Origin of the sequence: Klebsiella sp. K5-45 (assembly GCF_030128605.1) — a bacterium.
Taxonomy (GTDB): domain Bacteria; phylum Pseudomonadota; class Gammaproteobacteria; order Enterobacterales; family Enterobacteriaceae; genus Klebsiella; species Klebsiella quasipneumoniae.
Genome location: NZ_JAKUZW010000006.1, coordinates 1 through 17262, shown reverse-complemented (window position 1 = coordinate 17262; position 17262 = coordinate 1). Strand labels below are relative to the sequence as shown.

Here is a 17262-nt window from a genome sequence, read left to right as displayed (position 1 = left end):
AATGTGTGGTTTGCGGGTATGTACGAGTTTGATCTGGTGTTGCTGCTGCTTCAGCAGATGTGCGTATTTTTGGTAATCGCGTGGTTGATGAGCAAAACCCGACTGTTTATCCCCCTGATGCAAGTCACCGTTCGCCTGCCGCACAAGCTGCTGTGCTACGTCACCTTCTCCATTTTCTGCATTATGGGGACCTATTTTGGTCTGCATATCGAAGACTCTATCGCCAATACCCGCGCCATCGGCGCCGTGATGGGCGGCCTGCTCGGCGGCCCGGTGGTCGGCGGGCTGGTGGGGCTGACCGGCGGCCTGCACCGCTACTCGCTGGGGGGGATGACCGCCTTAAGCTGTATGGTCTCCACCATCGTCGAGGGGCTACTGGGCGGTCTGGTGCACAGCGTGCTGGTCAAACGCGGCCGGCCGGACAAAGTCTTTAGCCCGCTCACCGCCGGGGCGATCACCTTCGTGGCCGAGCTGGTGCAGATGATGATCATTCTGCTGATTGCCCGCCCGTTCCAGGACGCCCTGCATCTGGTGCAGAGCATTGCCGCGCCGATGATGGTGACCAATACCGTCGGTGCGGCGCTGTTTATGCGCATTCTGCTGGACAAGCGGGCGATGTTCGAGAAGTACACCTCCGCTTTTTCCGCCACGGCGCTGAAGGTGGCGGCGTCCACCGAGGGGATCCTGCGTCAGGGGTTCAACGAAGAGAACAGCATGAAGGTGGCCCAGGTGCTTATCCAGGAGCTGGATATCGGCGCGGTGGCGATCACCGATCGCGACAAGCTGCTGGCGTTTACCGGCATCGGCGACGACCACCATCTGCCGGGCAAACCTATCTCCTCGTCGTATACGCAACGGGCGATTGAGACCGGGGAGGTGGTGTATGCCGACGGCAACGAGGTGCCCTACCGCTGCTCGATTCATCCGCACTGTAAGCTGGGATCGACGCTGGTGATCCCCTTACGCGGTGAGAACCAGCGGGTGATCGGCACCATCAAACTGTATGAGGCGAAAAACCGTCTGTTCAGTTCGATCAACCGCACCCTCGGAGAGGGGATTGCTCAGCTGCTGTCGGCGCAGATCCTCGCCGGGCAGTACGAGCGGCAGAAGGCGCTGCTGACGCAATCCGAAATCAAGCTCCTGCATGCCCAGGTTAACCCGCACTTCCTGTTTAACGCGCTCAACACCCTGAAGGCGGTGATCCGTCGCGACAGCGAGCAGGCCGGCCAGCTAGTGCAGTATCTGTCGACCTTCTTTCGCAAGAACCTGAAGCGGCCGACGGAAATCGTCACCCTCGCCGATGAGATAGAGCATGTTAACGCCTATCTGCAGATTGAGAAGGCCCGCTTTCAGGCTAACCTGCAGATCCAGATGGCGGTGCCGGAAGGGCTGGCGCATCACCAGCTGCCGGCCTTTACCCTGCAGCCGATCGTGGAGAACGCCATTAAGCATGGCACATCGCAGCATCTTGGCGTCGGCGAAATTACCATTCGCGCCAGCCAGGACGATCGCTGGCTGCAGCTGGATATCGAAGATAACGCCGGGCTGTACCAGGCCAACCCTCAGGCCAGCGGGCTGGGGATGAATCTGGTGGACAGGCGGCTGCGGGCGCGTTTTGGCGCCGACTGCGGCATCAGCGTCACCTGCGAGCCGGAGCGCTTTACCCGTGTCACCCTACGTCTGCCCCTGGAGGAGAATGCATGCTGAGAGTATTGATCGTCGATGATGAGCCGCTGGCGCGGGAAAACCTGCGTATATTGCTGGAGACACAGCGCGATATCGAGATCGTCGGCGAGTGCGGCAACGCGGTGGAGGCGATTGGCGCGGTACATAAGCTGCGTCCCGACGTGTTGTTTCTCGACATCCAGATGCCGCGCATCAGCGGTCTGGAGATGGTCGGGATGCTCGACCCGGAGCACCGCCCCTATATTGTGTTTCTCACCGCCTTTGATGAATACGCGGTGAAAGCCTTTGAGGAGCACGCTTTTGACTATCTGCTCAAGCCGATTGAAGCTGCGCGGCTGGAGAAAACCCTCGCCCGCCTGCGCCAGGAGCGTAATCTGCAGGATGTGTCGCTGCTGGATGATGCTCAGCAGACGCTGAAATACATACCCTGTACCGGTCACAGCCGTATCTGGCTGCTGCAGATGGAGGATGTAGCCTTCGTCAGCAGCCGGATGAGCGGCATCTACGTGACCGACCGCGAGGGCAAGGAAGGGTTTACCGAGCTGACCCTGCGCACCCTTGAGAGCCGCACGCCGCTGCTGCGCTGCCATCGCCAGTATCTGGTGAATATGGCGCACCTGAAGGAGATTCGCCTGGAGGAGAATGGTCAGGCGGAGCTGCTAATGCGCGCCGGGCAAACGGTGCCGGTGAGCCGACGCTATTTAAAAAGCCTGAAAGAGGCGATTGGCCTGTAAAGCTGCTACACTGCGCCCCATTGCATCATCGACAGTAAAAGGCACTCATGCTCAGTAATGATATTCTTCGTAGCCTGCGCTACACCCTGAAAGTCAATAATAACGATATGGTGCGCATTCTTGCGCTATCCGCGATGGAATCCACCTCCGCCAGCTTCGACACCTGGACCACGAAAGAGGATGAAGAGGGCTTTGTCCGCTGCCCGGACATTATCCTGTCGGGTTTCCTCAACGGCCTTATCTATGACAAGCGCGGCAAAGACGATTCGGCGCCGGAGTTAGCGCTGGAGCGTCGGGTGAATAACAACACGGTGCTGAAAAAGCTACGGATCGCCTTCTCGCTGAAAACGGACGATATTGTGGCGATCATGAGCGAGCAGAAATACCGCGTGTCGGTGCCGGAAGTGACCGCCATGATGCGATCGCCTGACCACAAAAACTACCGCGAGTGCGGCGACCAGTTTCTGCGCAATTTCCTGCGCGGGCTGACCCAGCGGGTGCATCACCCGAAACCGTGATTTTTGCCGGGTGGCGGTTTCGCCTTACCCGGTCTACATAACCCGTAGGCCCGTGCAAGCGCAGCGCCGCCGGGCAAAAAAAAGCCGGATGGTTAATCCGGCTTTTTTATTATTTCACCTGCTGACCCGGCCTGGCGCCGTCGTCAGGGCTTAACAGGAAGATATCCTTCCCGCCAGGGCCGGCGGCCATCACCATCCCTTCCGAGATACCGAAGCGCATTTTGCGCGGCGCCAGGTTGGCGACCATCACCGTCAGGCGGCCAATCAGCGGCTGCGGATCCGGATAAGCGGAGCGGATGCCGGAGAAGACGTTACGCTTCTCGCCGCCAAGATCCAGCGTCAGGCGCAGCAGCTTGTCGGAGCCTTCAACAAATTCCGCGTTCTCAATCAGCGCCACGCGCAGATCGACTTTGGCGAAATCGTCAAAGGTGATGGTGTCCTGAATCGGATCGTCCGCCAGCGGGCCGGTCACTGGCGCAGCTGCGGCTTTCACCTCTTCTTTTGACGCTTCAACCAGGGCTTCGACCTGTTTCATCTCGATGCGGTTGTACAGCGCCTTAAACGGATTGACCTTATGCGCCAGCAGCGGCTGCTGAATGGCGTCCCAGCTCAGCTCGCTGTTAAGGAACGCTTCCGCACGCGCGGCCAGCTGCGGCAGGACCGGTTTCAGCCAGGTCATCAGCACGCGGAACATGTTCAGACCCATGGTGCAGATGGCCTGCAGGTCGGCGTCGCGGCCTTCCTGTTTCGCCACCACCCACGGCGCCTGCTCATCGACATAGCGGTTGGCCACGTCGGCGAGCGCCATGATTTCGCGGATGGCCTTACCGAACTCGCGGCTGTCCCACGCTTCGCCGATGCTTTCCGCCGCGTCGGTGAAGGTTTTGTACAGCGCCGGGTCGGCCAGCTCAGCGGCCAGCACGCCGTCAAAACGCTTGCTGATAAAGCCGGCGTTGCGCGAGGCGAGGTTAACCACCTTGTTGACGATGTCGGCATTCACGCGCTGGATAAAGTCTTCCAGGTTAAGGTCGATGTCATCGATGCGCGAAGAGAGCTTGGCGGTGTAGTAGTAGCGCAGGCTGTCAGCGTCGAAATGATTTAACCAGGTGCTGGCCTTGATAAAGGTCCCGCGCGACTTGGACATCTTCGCGCCGTTGACCGTCACGTAGCCGTGCACGAACAGGTTAGTCGGCTTACGGAAGTTGCTGCCTTCCAGCATCGCCGGCCAGAACAGGCTGTGGAAGTAGACGATGTCCTTGCCGATAAAGTGATACAGCTCGGCCGTGGAGTCTTTCTTCCAGTATTCGTCGAAGCTGGTGGTGTCGCCGCGCTTGTCGCACAGGTTCTTGAAGGAGCCCATGTAGCCGATCGGCGCGTCCAGCCAGACGTAGAAGTATTTGCCCGGCGCGTTCGGAATTTCGAAGCCGAAGTACGGCGCATCGCGGGAGATGTCCCACTGCTGCAGGCCGGACTCAAACCACTCCTGCATTTTGTTCGCCACCTGCTCCTGCAGCGCGCCGCTGCGGGTCCACGCCTGCAGCATTTCGCTGAATGACGGCAGGTCGAAGAAGAAGTGTTCGGAGTCACGCATCACCGGCGTGGCGCCGGAGACCACCGATTTCGGGTCGATAAGCTCGGTAGGGCTGTAAGTCGCGCCGCACACTTCGCAGTTATCGCCGTACTGGTCTGGAGATTTACACTTCGGACAGGTGCCTTTCACAAAACGGTCCGGCAGGAACATGCCTTTTTCCGGATCGTAGAGCTGAGAGATGGTACGGTTTTTGATAAAACCGTTCTCTTTCAGACGAGTGTAGATCAGCTCCGACAGCTCGCGGTTCTCATCGCTATGCGTCGAGTGATAGTTATCGTAGCTGATGTCGAAGCCGGCAAAATCGGTCTGATGCTCCTGGCTCATCTCACCAATCATCTGCTCCGGAGTGATACCGAGCTGTTGCGCCTTGAGCATAATCGGCGTGCCGTGGGCGTCGTCGGCGCAGATGAAGTTGACTTCATGGCCGCGCATTCGCTGGTAACGGACCCAGACATCAGCCTGGATGTGCTCCAGCATGTGGCCGAGGTGGATGGAGCCGTTGGCGTACGGCAGGGCGCACGTTACCAGAATTTTCTTCGCGACTTGAGTCATAGTGAGCATTACATCTTCTGTTGTAAAAAGGGCTTCCGATATTACCAAAAGGGCTGTGGGTGCGCCATAAATGGCTGCCCATATATGGATAATCCTTACCTGTGATAAACTCTGTGATTACTGAAAGCATCTCAAAACAACAAAGGAGTCGGGATGAATTCGCAATCCCAGGCCAAATCCCCCGAGCGCCTACGTGCGATGGTCGCCGGGACGCTGGCCAATTTCCAGCACCCAACCCTGAAGCATAACCTCACCACCCTCAAGGCGCTGCACCATGTCGCCTGGCTGGATGATACCATTCATATTGAGCTGCAGATGCCGTTCGTCTGGAGCAGCGCCTTCGAAGCGCTGAAAGAGCAGTGTAGCGCCGAGCTGCTGCGCATCACTGGCGCGAAGGCTATCGACTGGAAGCTGACCCACAGCATCGCCACCCTCAAGCGCGTGAAAAACCAGCCCGGGATCAACGGCGTGAAGAACATTATCGCCATCAGCTCCGGGAAAGGCGGCGTCGGTAAATCCTCCACGGCGGTAAACCTGGCGCTGGCACTCGCCGCGGAAGGGGCGAAGGTGGGCATTCTGGATGCCGATATCTACGGCCCGTCGATTCCGACCATGCTTGGCGCGGAGGACAGCCGCCCGACCTCGCCGGACGGCACCCATATGGCGCCGATCATGAAGTACGGGCTGGCCACCAATTCCATCGGCTACCTGGTGACTGACGACAACGCCATGGTCTGGCGCGGCCCGATGGCCAGCAAGGCGCTGATGCAGATGCTGCAGGAGACCCTGTGGCCGGATCTGGATTACCTGGTGCTGGATATGCCGCCGGGCACTGGCGACATTCAACTGACGCTGGCGCAGAACATTCCGGTCACCGGCGCGGTGGTGGTCACCACGCCGCAGGACATCGCGCTGATCGACGCCAAAAAGGGCATCGTGATGTTCGAGAAAGTGGAAGTGCCAGTGCTGGGGATCGTGGAAAACATGAGCATGCATATCTGCAGCAACTGCGGGCACCACGAGCCGATCTTCGGCACCGGCGGCGCGCAAAAACTGGCCGAGAAATACCACACCCAGCTGCTGGGCCAGCTGCCGCTGCATATTACGCTGCGGGAAGATCTGGATAACGGCACGCCGACGGTGGTGGCGCGTCCGGAAAGCGAATTTACCGACATTTACCGCCAGCTGGCGGGCCGGGTGGCGGCCCAGATGTACTGGCAGGGAGAAGTGATCCCGGGTGAGATTGCCTTCCGCGCCGTTTAAGGCCGCGGCGAGCGCATCAGCCAGTATCCGCCCTCGGGCGAGGCGCCCTGTGCTTCGATGGTCCAGCCGTGACGCTGGTAGAAGCGCAGGGCGTTTTTATTTTCCATCAGGCACTTCAGCGTCCCGCTGGCGGTAAAGGTCCGTTCGACCTGCGCCAGCAGCGCGCTGCCGATATGTTTGCCCTGCCAGTCCGGGTCGACGAACAGATGGTGAAGGAAATTATCGGCGGTCCATACGGCGGCAAAGCCCACCGGCAGGCCGTCGCATTCCGCGACCCACAGCTGTTCATCCGCGGTGGCGGCATCGAAATCTTCCAGCCGCCAGGTCGTGGAGGGAAGCCAGGTCCACGATACACTGCGCGCCCGCAGGAAGAGCTGGCGCAGCGCCGGAGAGTCCGCTGGTTCGCCGGGGCGGATGCGGATATTAAGCGGATCAGCGATGATAGAAGATCTCGCCGTCGTACACCTTGAGGATTTTGCCTTCGGTGTCGGTGATCAGCACGTAGTTACCGCCCATATAGGTCCAGTGGCTGCCGGCGTCCGGCGCGGGAAGATTACGCTGCTGCCAGCCTTTGATGTTGTATTCCGGGGTAAGGTACATCGCCGGAACGGTGTCGCCAATGTGAAACTGGGTGAAGTCGGCGGTGAACTCTTTCAGCGCATACTGATCGATCCCCGCGGCAGAAGCCGTCCAGCTGGCGCCAGCGGTGGCAAGGAGTACGCCCAGAAGCATCATTTTTGTTTTACGCATAATTTCCTCAATATTACCTGGACTCAAAATAGCAGCCTCGTATCATTCCTGATGCGTTGCTGAAATGGCAAGCACTGGATTTTTAAAAAGTGTAAGCAAAACACGGCGCAAGTCCGGCGCCGCTTGCGTTGCAGCGACGGTGATGCGTATTTTGGGAGCAATCTGAAGCAGGGGAGAATCGGCATGTTCAGGTTGGAAGATCTGACCTTATTTGTCCGCGCCGCGGCACTGGGCAGTTTTAGCGACGCCGCGCGCGAGGCGGGGCAGCAGCCGGCGCAGGTGAGCGCGGCGATTAAACGTCTGGAGACGATCCTCAATATTCGCCTGTTCGCCCGCTCGACCCGCAGCCTGCGCCTGACGCCGGAGGGGGAGACCTGGCTGCCGTATGCCACCCAGATGCTCGATACCCTCGAGGCCGGCCTGCAGAAGATCCAGACCCCGGATGATGAAATTCGCGGCATGCTGCAGATTGCCGTGCCGTCAGACCTCGGGCGTAACCTGCTCCTGACCTTGTTCCGCGACTTTCGGCAACGCCATCCGGCGCTGCGCCTGCGGCTGCTCTTTTCCGACCAGCTGACCGACGTGTTTAAAGATCCGGTGGACGTCGCGTTTCGCTATGGCAATAACGATGACGCCTCGTTTATTTCGCTGCCGGTGGCGCCGGAAAATCGTCGGGTGCTGGTGGCCTCCCCAGAGTGGATCGCCCGCCACGGCGAGCCGCAGACCCTTCAGGAGCTCGGCCAGCACAATGCGTTGATCTACATTTTGCGCGGCCGCCCGTTCGACCGCTGGTCACTGAGCCTCGACGGAAAAGTTCAGCAGCAGAAGGTCTCCGGCACGGTGATGAGCGACGACGCGGAGGTGATCCGGCGGCTGGCGGTGGCCGGGGAGGGCATTGCCTATAAATCGATGCTCGACGTCAGCGACGATCTGCGGGCGGGCCGCCTGCGGCGCCTGCTGCCGCGTTACCAGGGGGATATGGTGCCGTTGAACCTGATTTGTCCGCACCGCAAGCAGCTCTCTGCCGCGGTGCGTTTGTTATATGAAGAGGTGAAAGCACATTGTGAAGGGCTTAATGTCTGACTAAGGTCGCGAAGTAGTAGACCAGAGGGACGGCCAGCACCCACAGGCCAATCGGGATTTCCCGCCACTTGCCGGCGATGGCCTTGATCACAATGTAAAACAGCAGCCCGCCGGCGATACCGGTGCCGAAGCTGTTGGCGATGAGGGTGATCATCACCATCATCAGTACCGGCAGGCCGTCGGTGAAGTTGCCGAGATCCACTTTGCGCAGGCCGCTGAACATGTTCAGGCCGATCAGGATCAGCGCCGGGGCGGTGGCCTCCTTCGGGATCATCAGCGCCACCGGCGTGAACAGCAGCATCAGCAGGAACATCACCGCCGCCGACAGCGCGGTGAGGCCGGTTTTGCCGCCGGCTTCCGCTGCCGCCGAGGACTCGATCAGCGCCGTTGCCGCCGGAATCCCCACCCACGGGCCGAGCGCCGCAGCAATCGAATCGACCATAAACGGGCGATTAATCTGCGGCATGTTGCCTTCTTCATCCAGCAGACCTGCCTCGCCGCCCACCGCCAGCGTCGTCCCCATGGTGGAGAAAAACTCAGAAGCGAAAAAGACGAACAGGAACGGCAGGAAGGCGATGTTTAACGCCCCCAGCAGGTCAACCTGTCCCAGCACCGGCGCCAGCGAGTGGGGGACATCGATAAAATGCGTCGGCAGTTTGGTCACGCCGAACGGGATCCCCACCAGGGTAGCGCACAGAATGGCCCACAAAATGGCGCCCGGCACCTTACGCGCCTGCAGGGCTATCGCCAGGAACAGGCCGCACAGCGCCACCAGCGCGCCGGGGGCGAGAAAGTCGCCGAGCATCAGGGCGTTGGTTTTCGCATTGGCGAGCACCAGCCCGGCGTTGCGAAAGCCGAGGACGGCGACAAACAGGCCGATGGAGGCCGTCAGCCCCAGCTTGATCGACTGCGGCACCGAGCGGGTGACCACTTCGCGCAGGCCAAAGCGGGTCAGCAGGAAGAAGAGAACCCCTGACCAGCAGGCGATCCCGAGGCCTGTCTGCCAGCCAATCCCCTCGCTACCGGCCAGCGTAACCCCTACCAGCACCGAGCCGCCAATGCCCGGGCCGACGATAAACGGCAGGTTGGCGTAAAACGCCATCAGCAGCGAACCGACGACGAAGACCAGAATGGTGCCGGTGGTGGCGGCGCCTTTGTCCATCCCGCCGATCGCCAGCAGTCCCGGGATGACCACCAGTAAATAGGCGGCGGCGAGGAAACCGGTGATCCCGGCCAGGCATTCGGTGCGTAGCGTGCCGCCGCGCGAGCGCAGCGCAAAGCGGCGCTCCAGCCAGTTATCGCGGGCGGAAGAGTGAAGTGTGTTATCGGCCATGCTCAGGCTCCCTGAGGATTATTGTTGTGAGGCGTTGGCGCCGGGGTCTCCCGGCAGGCTATCAACGGGTCGACTATCTGGCGGCTGCCGCCGTCGGTGAGACCCAAATCGGTTAAATGCGGCCCGGCGTTACAGGCAAGACAGGTGCCTTCAATAGCCTTGAAGACCCGGTACGGCGGCTCCCAGTCAGCGACTCTGCTGCTCAGATCGCGCAGCTCGCGGAACTGACGCGCCAGCTCGGCGGCCGGCAGATCCGACAGCATGCCGGCAATCGGCATCGCCACATGGGCGAGGATCTCGCCCTGTTGCGCCAGCGCCATCCCGCCGCCGGAGGCGATAAGCTGGTTGGCCGCCAGCGCCATATCCTCAGCATCGCGCCCGAGCACCACCAGATTATGTGAGTCGTGGGAGTAGCTGGTGGCGATGGCGCCGCGCAGCTCGCCCCAGCCTTCAAGCAGGGCGATTTGCGGCGTCGCCTGATGGCGGCCGTGGCGGTGCTTGACCCAGATCAGGCTGAAGCCGGCGGGCAGCTGGACCTGGCCGTCGCGGATCTGCACCTCGACCTCACCCCACTGGGTGAAGCGCGCGCCGCGGATATGGCGCAGGCGGGCGACGCCGTGGCGAATGCCCTTGATGCGCAGGATAAAGTCATCGGCGGCGAGGGGGGCTATCTGTAAGGTATCGCGCGGCGGCGTCACGCCCGGCGCCGGGGCGATCGGCTTCAGCAGGCGGCCGGCATGGGCCAGCCGTTCCCCGCCAACATAGACTTCGCGGGCCGCCAGTTTTTCCAGGGAGTCAAACACCACCAGGTCGGCGCGTCGCCCGGCAGCAATCAGCCCGAGATCGTGGCGCTGCAGACGAATAGCGGCGTTGAGGGTGGCGAAACGCAGCGCGTCGACCGCCGGTAAACCGTGCTCGATCAGCAGGTTGAGCAGGGCGATGATCCCGCCTTTCTCCAGCAGCATATCCGGCGGCACGTCATCGGTGCAGACGGTGATCTGCGAGGAGAGGTGCGGCAGCGTTTTCAACGCCGCGACGATATCCGGCAGCAGATAGGGGTGCGAGCCGCGGATCTCGATCGTCAGTCCGGCGCGCAGTTTTTCCAGCGCGTCGTCCGCCGAGGTCAGTTCATGATCGGAGGTGACGCCGGCGGCGAGGTAGGCCTGCAGGTCGGCGCCGCTCAGGCCGCGGGCATGGCCTTCAATCAGTTTACCGCTGTTAAGACCGGCCTGGACAATCTCCTGCATCCGCTCGCTGCCGTGCAGCACGCCGTGCATATCCATCACTTCCGCCACGCCGCGCACTTCCGGCCAGCCGAGCATGGTCTCCATTTCCGCGCCGGCGAAATCGGCGCCGGACATTTCGAGGCCGGGGGTGGAGGGGACGCTCGACGGCGCGGCGACCATCACCTGCAGCGGCAGGTGGCGGCTGGCGTCTACCGCGTAGCGCACGCCCTCGACGCCGAGGACATTGGCCAGCTCATGCGGATCCCAGAACACCGCGGTGGTGCCCTGGGTGAGGACGATTTCGGCGTAGCGCTCAGGTGGCAGATGCGAGCTTTCGAGGTGCACGTGGGTGTCCATCAGGCCGGGCGACAGGTAGCTACCGGCCAGGGAACGCACTTTATGGGCGTCGGCGCGGCTGCCGCGGGGGTGGACGCTGGCGATCATCTCGCCGACGATACCGACGTCAGCGGGGCGAATTTCGCCCGTGACCATATCGACGATCTGCGCATCGACCAGCAGCAGATCAAACGGGGATTCGCCGCGCGCGGCCTGTACGGCGCGACGGCGGACTTGAGCATTGCTGGACATAACCACTCCGGCACAAGGATAATGCGGATACTCTAGGGGCACAGCAAACGTTTGCCCAGATGAATAAATTTATCACCCGATAAGCTCGGGTTATTGTGCAGGACCACCGTAGCGAACCCGATGATGAACGAACCCTGGCAGCGGCTGCCCGCGCTCTCTCTTAAACAGCTTCAGTATTTCGTCACCCTGGCCCAGCTGCGCCATTTTACCGATACCGCCAGTCGGCTGGCGATTAGCCAGCCGGCGCTGAGCAGCGCTCTGCGGCAGATTGAAACGGTGCTCGGCGGCAAGCTGGTCAACCGCACCGCTTCGGCGGTCACCCTGACTGAGCTGGGGGCGGCGATTTTACCCCACGCCCAGCGGATCCTCAGCGTGGCGCAGGCGGCCTTTTTCGATATGCAGCAGATCGTCGAGGCGGGCGGCGATGGGACGGTGCGCATCGGCCTGGTGCCGTCGGTCAGTTCGCTGCTGTTTCCGCTGCTGCCGCAGACCCTGGCCCAGGCCTTTCCCCGCCTGCGTATTGAATTTCACGATCAGACCAACGATGCGCTCATCCAGGCGCTGCAGCGCGGCGAGATTGATTTCGGCATCGGGGCGATCGACAGCTCACTGCCCGCAGAACTGCTGGTCTATCCGCTGCGCGACGATCCCTTCGTGGCGGTGCTGCACCGCGACGATCCGCTGGCCGCGCAGGCGCATCTGCCGTGGAAACAGCTGGTGGGGCGGGACATTGCCGTGTTCTCGAAGGGCAATATCCAGCGGCTGGTAGCGGCATTAGTGGAGAGCCATCGCCTGACGCTGACCACCCGCTACCAGGTGGACTATATTGAAACCCTGTATGGCCTGGTGCGCTCGCGCTTAGCGGTGGCGATACTGCCGGAGCTGTACACCACCCATCTGCAGGACCCGGCGCTCAAGGTCGCGCAGCTGCAGCAGCCGGCGCTGACCCGCACGGTGGCCCTGATGCGCGGGCCGCAGGCGCTGCCGCCGCTTATCGAAGACTGTTTTTCCCTGCTGCAGGCCGCCTTGCGCTAGGGCAGGTGCTTGATCAGCACGTCTATGGTTAAGTGGTTGATGTACTCCAGCGAGTGTGAGGAGAGGACGCCCAGCAGCCGGTTATGGTGTCCGGCAATAATTAAATCGATCTGCCGCTGTCGAACGCAGGTTTCGACATCTTCAAAGCGGCGGGTGGTCACCAGCGAGAGGGTATCCACCGGCAGGGAGACGGTGCAGGCCAGCTCGTTGAGCAGGGCTTTGGCCTGGATCACCTCCTGCGAGACCTGATCGTCGCGCAGGCTGTCGGAAACATAGTTCAGCGCCCGGTAGTCGGTGCTGATGTGGGCGATGGTGATGCGCATGCCGTTCTCTTCTGCCATTCTGGCGGCATGCTCGAGCAGCGGGACGCCGTCCTGACTGCTGTTGATCAGTACCAGCGCATGGTGATAAACGGCCATGGCGTATATCCTCGGTAGGCTAAATAGCGCGTGATGTCATCATTTTCCGCTCGCCAGCAGCGGAATGCAATCTTGCCCGGTCGATTGATAAGCATGATAGCCGCGATGGTGTCGTTGCAGGGCTAAAGGCTTGTTGTATGAACCGGTGAGTTGCGGTAAATTCCACAACGCTTAACAATTTCACTATTTTGACTCGGGGTGCCCTTCTTCGTTGAAGGCTGAGAAATACCCGTACCACCTGATCTGGATAATGCCAGCGTAGTCTGGCTATTATCCATTGAAAATAAAAAGAAATTTCTAGCTTTAACGTCCTGTTTTGATAGTTCATTACTCAATGAGGCTTTCAGAATGGGCCACAGAACCATACGTCACACCATCACACGCAACGGGATTTATTACGTTCGTTTTCGCCTGCCCGGTAATAAATATTTTCGCAAGTCTTTGGAGACTGACAGCTACGCCCAGGCTCAGTTGCTCATGTCTTTTGCTTCTCCTGTAATTCCTCTGGTTCAATGTGGAACCATCCAACCGGATCACTTCGGTAAGCGTCTTTCTGAGTATGGCAATCGCTTGAAACAGCAAAAAGATCGCTGGATTGCACATCAGTTTCTCAATTACGCGCAGCACAATATCCAGCCGATGGTAGTTCAGGAATACAGGGAGACTATTACCCCGGCAGCAGTTACTAGGCCACAAAAGCAAGATGAGCCAAAAGAAGTGCTAACGCTGGCTGGCGCGTGGAATATGTACAAAAAGGAGAAGGCTCAGAACTGGACGAAGGCAATCTCACAGGCCAATGAGCGCTTTATGGAAGTGCTGATGATTGTTTTGGGTGCATCTACAGACGTAACCACGATCACCAAGCAAGACATTAAGCAGGTGATGGAAATTGTTGAAAACTTGCCTAAGCGTGTTGTGCAGCCTTATCGGTCGATGACTGTTCAGCAACTAATCGAGTGTGATGATGTCCCGCCTGAAGATTTGGTAGGCGCTGAGTCTATCCACAAGCATTTGAAGATTTATAAATCGCTGTTCAAAACCTTCCTGACTGACAATAAAGATATTCTGGAGAAGTCTCCGACTGATGGAGTTGTCGCCACACCGTCGAAAGCGAGGTTTGGGGCATACAGTGCAGCAGAAATGAGAAAGTTTGTGGGGTGGGCGCTCAAGCAGCCCGACGGGTGGCAGAAGTGGATCACCTTGTTGTTGGCATACACCGGAGCCAGAAGAGGAGAGATCGCCAAACTGGAGAAATCACAGATCAAGTATGACGAGGACAGCCAGCGGCATTATCTCCTGATAGCAGAAGGAGGGCAGGGCAAAACGGAGAATGCAACGCGACAAGTTGCGATCCATCCCAAACTGATCGAGTGGGGTTTTCTTGATTTCGTTAATCGGCAGTGGAAAGAAAAAATCTTCTCGCCTGTGTCTGGCAAGAACATGCCGAAGATCGGCAAAGTGTTAGCTGACGTTCGCGACCAGCTTGGTATTCCATACCTTGATGATTATGGGCAGCGGCGATTGGTGCATAGTTTTCGGCACACGATGATCTCAACCTGTTTAGCTGGTTGGGTTGGCAACTTAGCGCACCTGCAACAGGTGGTTGGACATGAGAAAAGCGGGTTAGGGATTACCAGGCGCTATCTTCACACGTTCCCATTATCAACCATCTGCTATGTGATTGATGGGTTGAGCTGGACAAGCTGAGATGATTTTTGCGTTTAAGTGTCAGAAAGTCGAGAAAATCATGTTGTTACCCATACACTGAAGATATAATGAGCATATTTTCATCTTGAGGAACATAGACATGGTTGCTCGCTCCAATCTTGTGAATTTAGATGCGCTGATTAAGCGTGCTGATTTGGCTTTAAAGATCCAAGATCATTCATCATACGAAACGCTGAACAGCATTCCTGCAAGAGAATTGAAATCGGGAAGCGGAATCGCTGCCTTACTTCGAAAACCTGATTTCCAACGAGAAACCAATCATTGGGGGCCAGAACAAGTTGTATCGCTACTCGAATGCTACATCAACGGCGATTTAATACCCTCTGTCATTTTGTGGCGATCTTCTACCAATCTCTTCGTGATTGATGGGGGGCATCGGCTGAGTGCTTTACGTGCATGGGTCGAAGATGATTATGGGGATGGTCATGTATCCCACCAGCTGTTTGGGCACGATATTCCTCGCGAACAGCGCCGAGCAGCTGAGAGAACTAGAAAACTTGTAAAGGATCGGGTCGGTAGCTGGGAATATTATCAGAAACTACTTGCAGACGATGCCTCTTTAACTGAAGAGCAGCAGAGAAGAATTAGTGTATTAACTTCTCGTGGAATCTCTGTTCAGTGGGTTGTAGGTGATGTTGATAAAGCTGAAACATCATTCTTCAATATCAACATGAAGGGGACACCACTAGATGCTATTGAGGAAATGCTCCTCAAAAATCGTAAAAAGAGCATACCAATAGCAACACGTGCGATTATCCGTGCGGGCAGAGGCCATCGGTATTGGTCGGCATTTGATCAAAGCATTGCGCAACAACTTGAGGAAAAATCTGCAAAGTTACATCGAATGCTTTTTGAACCTGAAGTTGATCGCCCGATCAAAACACTTGATCTTCCATTGGGAGGATCAAGAGGTGTTAGGACTGCAATCCAAGTATTAAAAGATTTCTTACTGATTACCGATTGCAGTCAGAATGGAGTGCTGAAGAAGATTGAGGATTATCCCGATGATGTATCAGGTGCAGATACATTAAGAATTCTTTCCAAAGCTACAACATTGAGCAACAGGATTACTGGTAACGGTGATGGTAGTTTGGGGCTTCATCCTGCGATCTATTTTTATGGTCCAACAGGAATACATTCCACACCGATGTTTTTGGGTACAGTTTTACTAGTTGCAAAACAACTTTCTAACAACAATAACCAATTCTTCAGAGACTTTATATCAATCAGATCCAAGCTTGAAAAAATAATGATTGAATTCAAAGATTTGATAGCGATGATTGTGCAAAAACCTGGGAGTAATGTTCGAGTAACTCGTTACTCTGATTTTTTGAACTCAGTAATTAAATCGCTAAAGCTTGGGGATAGCATTGATGAGAGTAAGCTCATCGAACTAGCTGAATTGGAGGGCAGGATCATCTCTGGCGATTTTAAGAGAACATCTGCGAAAATAAGCGATGAGCAAAAAAGTAAGGTTTTTATAGAGGTTGCACTCCGTAACGCCCTGAAATGCCCTATTTGTGAAGGATACCTCGATACAGAGAAATCCGTTTCATATGATCATATCGTGCGTGTACGTGAAGGTGGGGATGGAAGTTCTGACAACGTACAGCTAACACATCCTTACTGTAACCAGTCTGTGAAGTGCTAACTCCTAGATCACTTTTCAGAGTCCTTTGTGTTGAAGGTTTTTGAGTATGGGCAGGACTGCGAACGAGTTACCAGCGTAAACAGATAAATGTTGTTTTCGTAAGTGCAAAGCCGCTTTCCGCCCTTTAGCTCCTGCTCGTCGGGGTTGCTCATGGTGATTGTGGTTGCCGCAGCATTAAAAGCCAGCAACATACCGCAAATCAATAGAATACCTCTCATATCTCCCCCTTGAATGATTTGCCCTCTTCAATGCTAAATTGCATGCATCGTTCAACGATTATAGTAACAAGGTTGATCAATTTTACTGATCGATTTTATTGATTCGATCGATTAAAGTAATCAAAAACGTTGGGGAACTTACCGATGGTGTACTTAATCTATTCAGCTATGGAGGCTGTTTTGAAAAAGATTCTTGCATTACCTCTTGTATTCTTATCCTTCTCATCCTTCGCTGAAGTCGTTCCGACTACGGAGGTACAGCCATATCCCGAGTACCTAGCTGACTATGTCAAAACGTTGATTACTGCTGGATGTGAACAAACATTGAAAGGCGGTTCTGAGGACGTATTGATCAAACGAGCAACGGAGGGTATGAAGAAGGGCACGGCGAGTTACGATAATGTGCACAATGCTATCGTTTTGGGGGCTGGATTCGGTAACGGCCTGAAGGAAAAAGGTAAACTTATCACCAAAGAAAAAATCGCGATTGATAGTTGTGGTGGTGCAGCGGCCTATACCATGATGCAAAAAGAATTTATAAAAACGGTCGTTGCTAGTATGACTAATCTGGAACAATCGCAGGTTGCCGATAGTAAACCCAAAGTGCCAGCTTCTGATGATGGAATTTACCGTACAACAGCAAAAACTCTGGCTGAACTGTATAGTGAAAATGAAGTTGCGGCAGATGACAAAATTGGTGGTCGTAACGTCGAAATCACAGGAGTTGTTCAGGATATAACTAAAAATTTCACGGATGATGTGGCTTTGTTGAATAAATCAGATTTCGGGTAAGTCTCCCCCGTAGCGGGTTGTGTTTTCAGGCAATACGCACGCTTTCAGGCATACCTGCTTTCGTCATTTTGTTCAGCGCTCGTACCAGGGCCATA

The 17262-nt window shown here is 56.9% G+C and carries 17 protein-coding genes and 1 riboswitch; of the genes, 9 read left to right on the top strand and 8 right to left on the bottom strand.

Annotated elements, in window-relative coordinates; genetic code table 11:
- Window positions 1–18 precede the first annotated feature (18 nt).
- From MKS11_RS13895 to MKS11_RS13885, 3 genes are read left to right on the top strand one after another with little or no spacing between them, the layout of a single operon-like run.
- Window positions 19–1707: a sensor histidine kinase gene (locus MKS11_RS13895; protein WP_004201596.1), complete on the top strand. Its 1689-nt coding sequence runs from the start codon at window positions 19–21 to the stop codon at window positions 1705–1707.
- Window positions 1701–2420 (top strand): two-component system response regulator BtsR, encoded by a 720-nt coding sequence (gene btsR, locus MKS11_RS13890; RefSeq protein ID WP_004144215.1) that lies wholly within the window; start codon window positions 1701–1703, stop codon window positions 2418–2420. The genes MKS11_RS13895 and btsR overlap by 7 nt, the downstream gene beginning before the upstream one ends.
- 47 nt (window positions 2421–2467) lie before the next feature.
- Window positions 2468–2938 carry a DUF1456 family protein gene (locus MKS11_RS13885; protein ID WP_017899341.1) on the top strand — a complete coding sequence of 157 codons (471 nt, stop codon included), beginning with the start codon at window positions 2468–2470 and terminating at the stop codon, window positions 2936–2938.
- Between the two features lie 109 nt (window positions 2939–3047).
- Here the strand turns inward: MKS11_RS13885 and metG are convergent, their stop codons facing one another.
- The gene (gene metG / locus MKS11_RS13880) at window positions 3048–5081 is read right to left on the bottom strand and encodes a methionine--tRNA ligase (RefSeq protein WP_032456480.1); all 2034 of its coding nucleotides are present in this window, start codon (window positions 5079–5081) and stop codon (window positions 3048–3050) included.
- 153 nt (window positions 5082–5234) lie between these two features.
- Between metG and apbC the strand changes: the two genes are divergently transcribed.
- Window positions 5235–6344, top strand: coding sequence for an iron-sulfur cluster carrier protein ApbC (gene apbC, locus MKS11_RS13875; RefSeq protein WP_004201592.1), 1110 nt, complete (start codon window positions 5235–5237; stop codon window positions 6342–6344).
- On the opposite strand, the gene MKS11_RS13870 is transcribed toward apbC, so the two are convergent.
- Together MKS11_RS13870 and MKS11_RS13865 are read right to left on the bottom strand one after the other, a co-directional pair.
- Window positions 6341–6787, bottom strand: a complete 447-nt coding sequence (locus tag MKS11_RS13870) for a GNAT family N-acetyltransferase (protein ID WP_032431098.1) — start codon at window positions 6785–6787, stop codon at window positions 6341–6343. The genes apbC and MKS11_RS13870 overlap by 4 nt on opposite strands.
- Window positions 6777–7094: an RcnB family protein gene (locus tag MKS11_RS13865; RefSeq protein WP_004201590.1), complete on the bottom strand. Its 318-nt coding sequence runs from the start codon at window positions 7092–7094 to the stop codon at window positions 6777–6779. The genes MKS11_RS13870 and MKS11_RS13865 overlap by 11 nt, the downstream gene beginning before the upstream one ends.
- Before the next feature lie 183 nt (window positions 7095–7277).
- On the opposite strand from MKS11_RS13865, the gene MKS11_RS13860 reads away from it, so the two are divergent.
- The gene (locus MKS11_RS13860) at window positions 7278–8177 is read left to right on the top strand and encodes a LysR family transcriptional regulator (RefSeq protein WP_211773132.1); all 900 of its coding nucleotides are present in this window, start codon (window positions 7278–7280) and stop codon (window positions 8175–8177) included.
- Here the strand turns inward: MKS11_RS13860 and MKS11_RS13855 are convergent.
- Both MKS11_RS13855 and MKS11_RS13850 read right to left on the bottom strand, forming a co-directional pair.
- Window positions 8167–9510 (bottom strand): NCS2 family permease, encoded by a 1344-nt coding sequence (locus MKS11_RS13855; protein ID WP_023318729.1) that lies wholly within the window; start codon window positions 9508–9510, stop codon window positions 8167–8169. The two genes, MKS11_RS13860 and MKS11_RS13855, sit on opposite strands and share 11 nt — an antisense overlap.
- A 2-nt stretch (window positions 9511–9512) precedes the next feature.
- Complete coding sequence (locus tag MKS11_RS13850; RefSeq protein WP_114505950.1) at window positions 9513–11324, bottom strand: adenine deaminase; 1812 nt, start codon at window positions 11322–11324, stop codon at window positions 9513–9515.
- Between the two features lie 120 nt (window positions 11325–11444).
- Between MKS11_RS13850 and MKS11_RS13845 the strand changes: the two genes are divergently transcribed.
- Window positions 11445–12359 (top strand): LysR family transcriptional regulator, encoded by a 915-nt coding sequence (locus MKS11_RS13845; RefSeq protein WP_048336188.1) that lies wholly within the window; start codon window positions 11445–11447, stop codon window positions 12357–12359.
- Here the strand turns inward: MKS11_RS13845 and MKS11_RS13840 are convergent.
- Window positions 12356–12778, bottom strand: coding sequence for a universal stress protein (locus tag MKS11_RS13840; protein WP_049093674.1), 423 nt, complete (start codon window positions 12776–12778; stop codon window positions 12356–12358). The genes MKS11_RS13845 and MKS11_RS13840 overlap by 4 nt on opposite strands.
- Before the next feature lie 184 nt (window positions 12779–12962).
- A riboswitch (TPP riboswitch) is annotated at window positions 12963–13060 on the top strand.
- Window positions 13061–13126: 66 nt separating this feature from the next.
- On the opposite strand from MKS11_RS13840, the gene MKS11_RS13835 reads away from it, so the two are divergent.
- Both MKS11_RS13835 and MKS11_RS13830 read left to right on the top strand, forming a co-directional pair.
- On the top strand, window positions 13127–14485 hold the full coding sequence (locus tag MKS11_RS13835; RefSeq protein ID WP_255148202.1) for an integrase: 1359 nt from the start codon (window positions 13127–13129) through the stop codon (window positions 14483–14485).
- A 100-nt stretch (window positions 14486–14585) separates the two neighbouring features.
- A complete protein-coding gene (locus MKS11_RS13830) occupies window positions 14586–16157 on the top strand; it encodes a DUF262 domain-containing protein (RefSeq protein WP_115728891.1) in 1572 nt (523 codons plus the stop codon).
- An 8-nt stretch (window positions 16158–16165) separates the two neighbouring features.
- On the opposite strand, the gene MKS11_RS13825 is transcribed toward MKS11_RS13830, so the two are convergent.
- Complete coding sequence (locus tag MKS11_RS13825; protein WP_110219350.1) at window positions 16166–16375, bottom strand: hypothetical protein; 210 nt, start codon at window positions 16373–16375, stop codon at window positions 16166–16168.
- Between the two features lie 144 nt (window positions 16376–16519).
- Here MKS11_RS13825 and MKS11_RS13820 point away from each other — a divergent pair, with 144 nt between their 5' ends.
- Window positions 16520–17167: an OB-fold protein gene (locus MKS11_RS13820; protein ID WP_284109600.1), complete on the top strand. Its 648-nt coding sequence runs from the start codon at window positions 16520–16522 to the stop codon at window positions 17165–17167.
- Between the two features lie 25 nt (window positions 17168–17192).
- Here MKS11_RS13820 and MKS11_RS13815 read toward each other — a convergent pair.
- A partial coding sequence (locus MKS11_RS13815) for a hypothetical protein (RefSeq protein ID WP_223349232.1) occupies window positions 17193–17262 on the bottom strand: 70 nt, incomplete at its 5' end.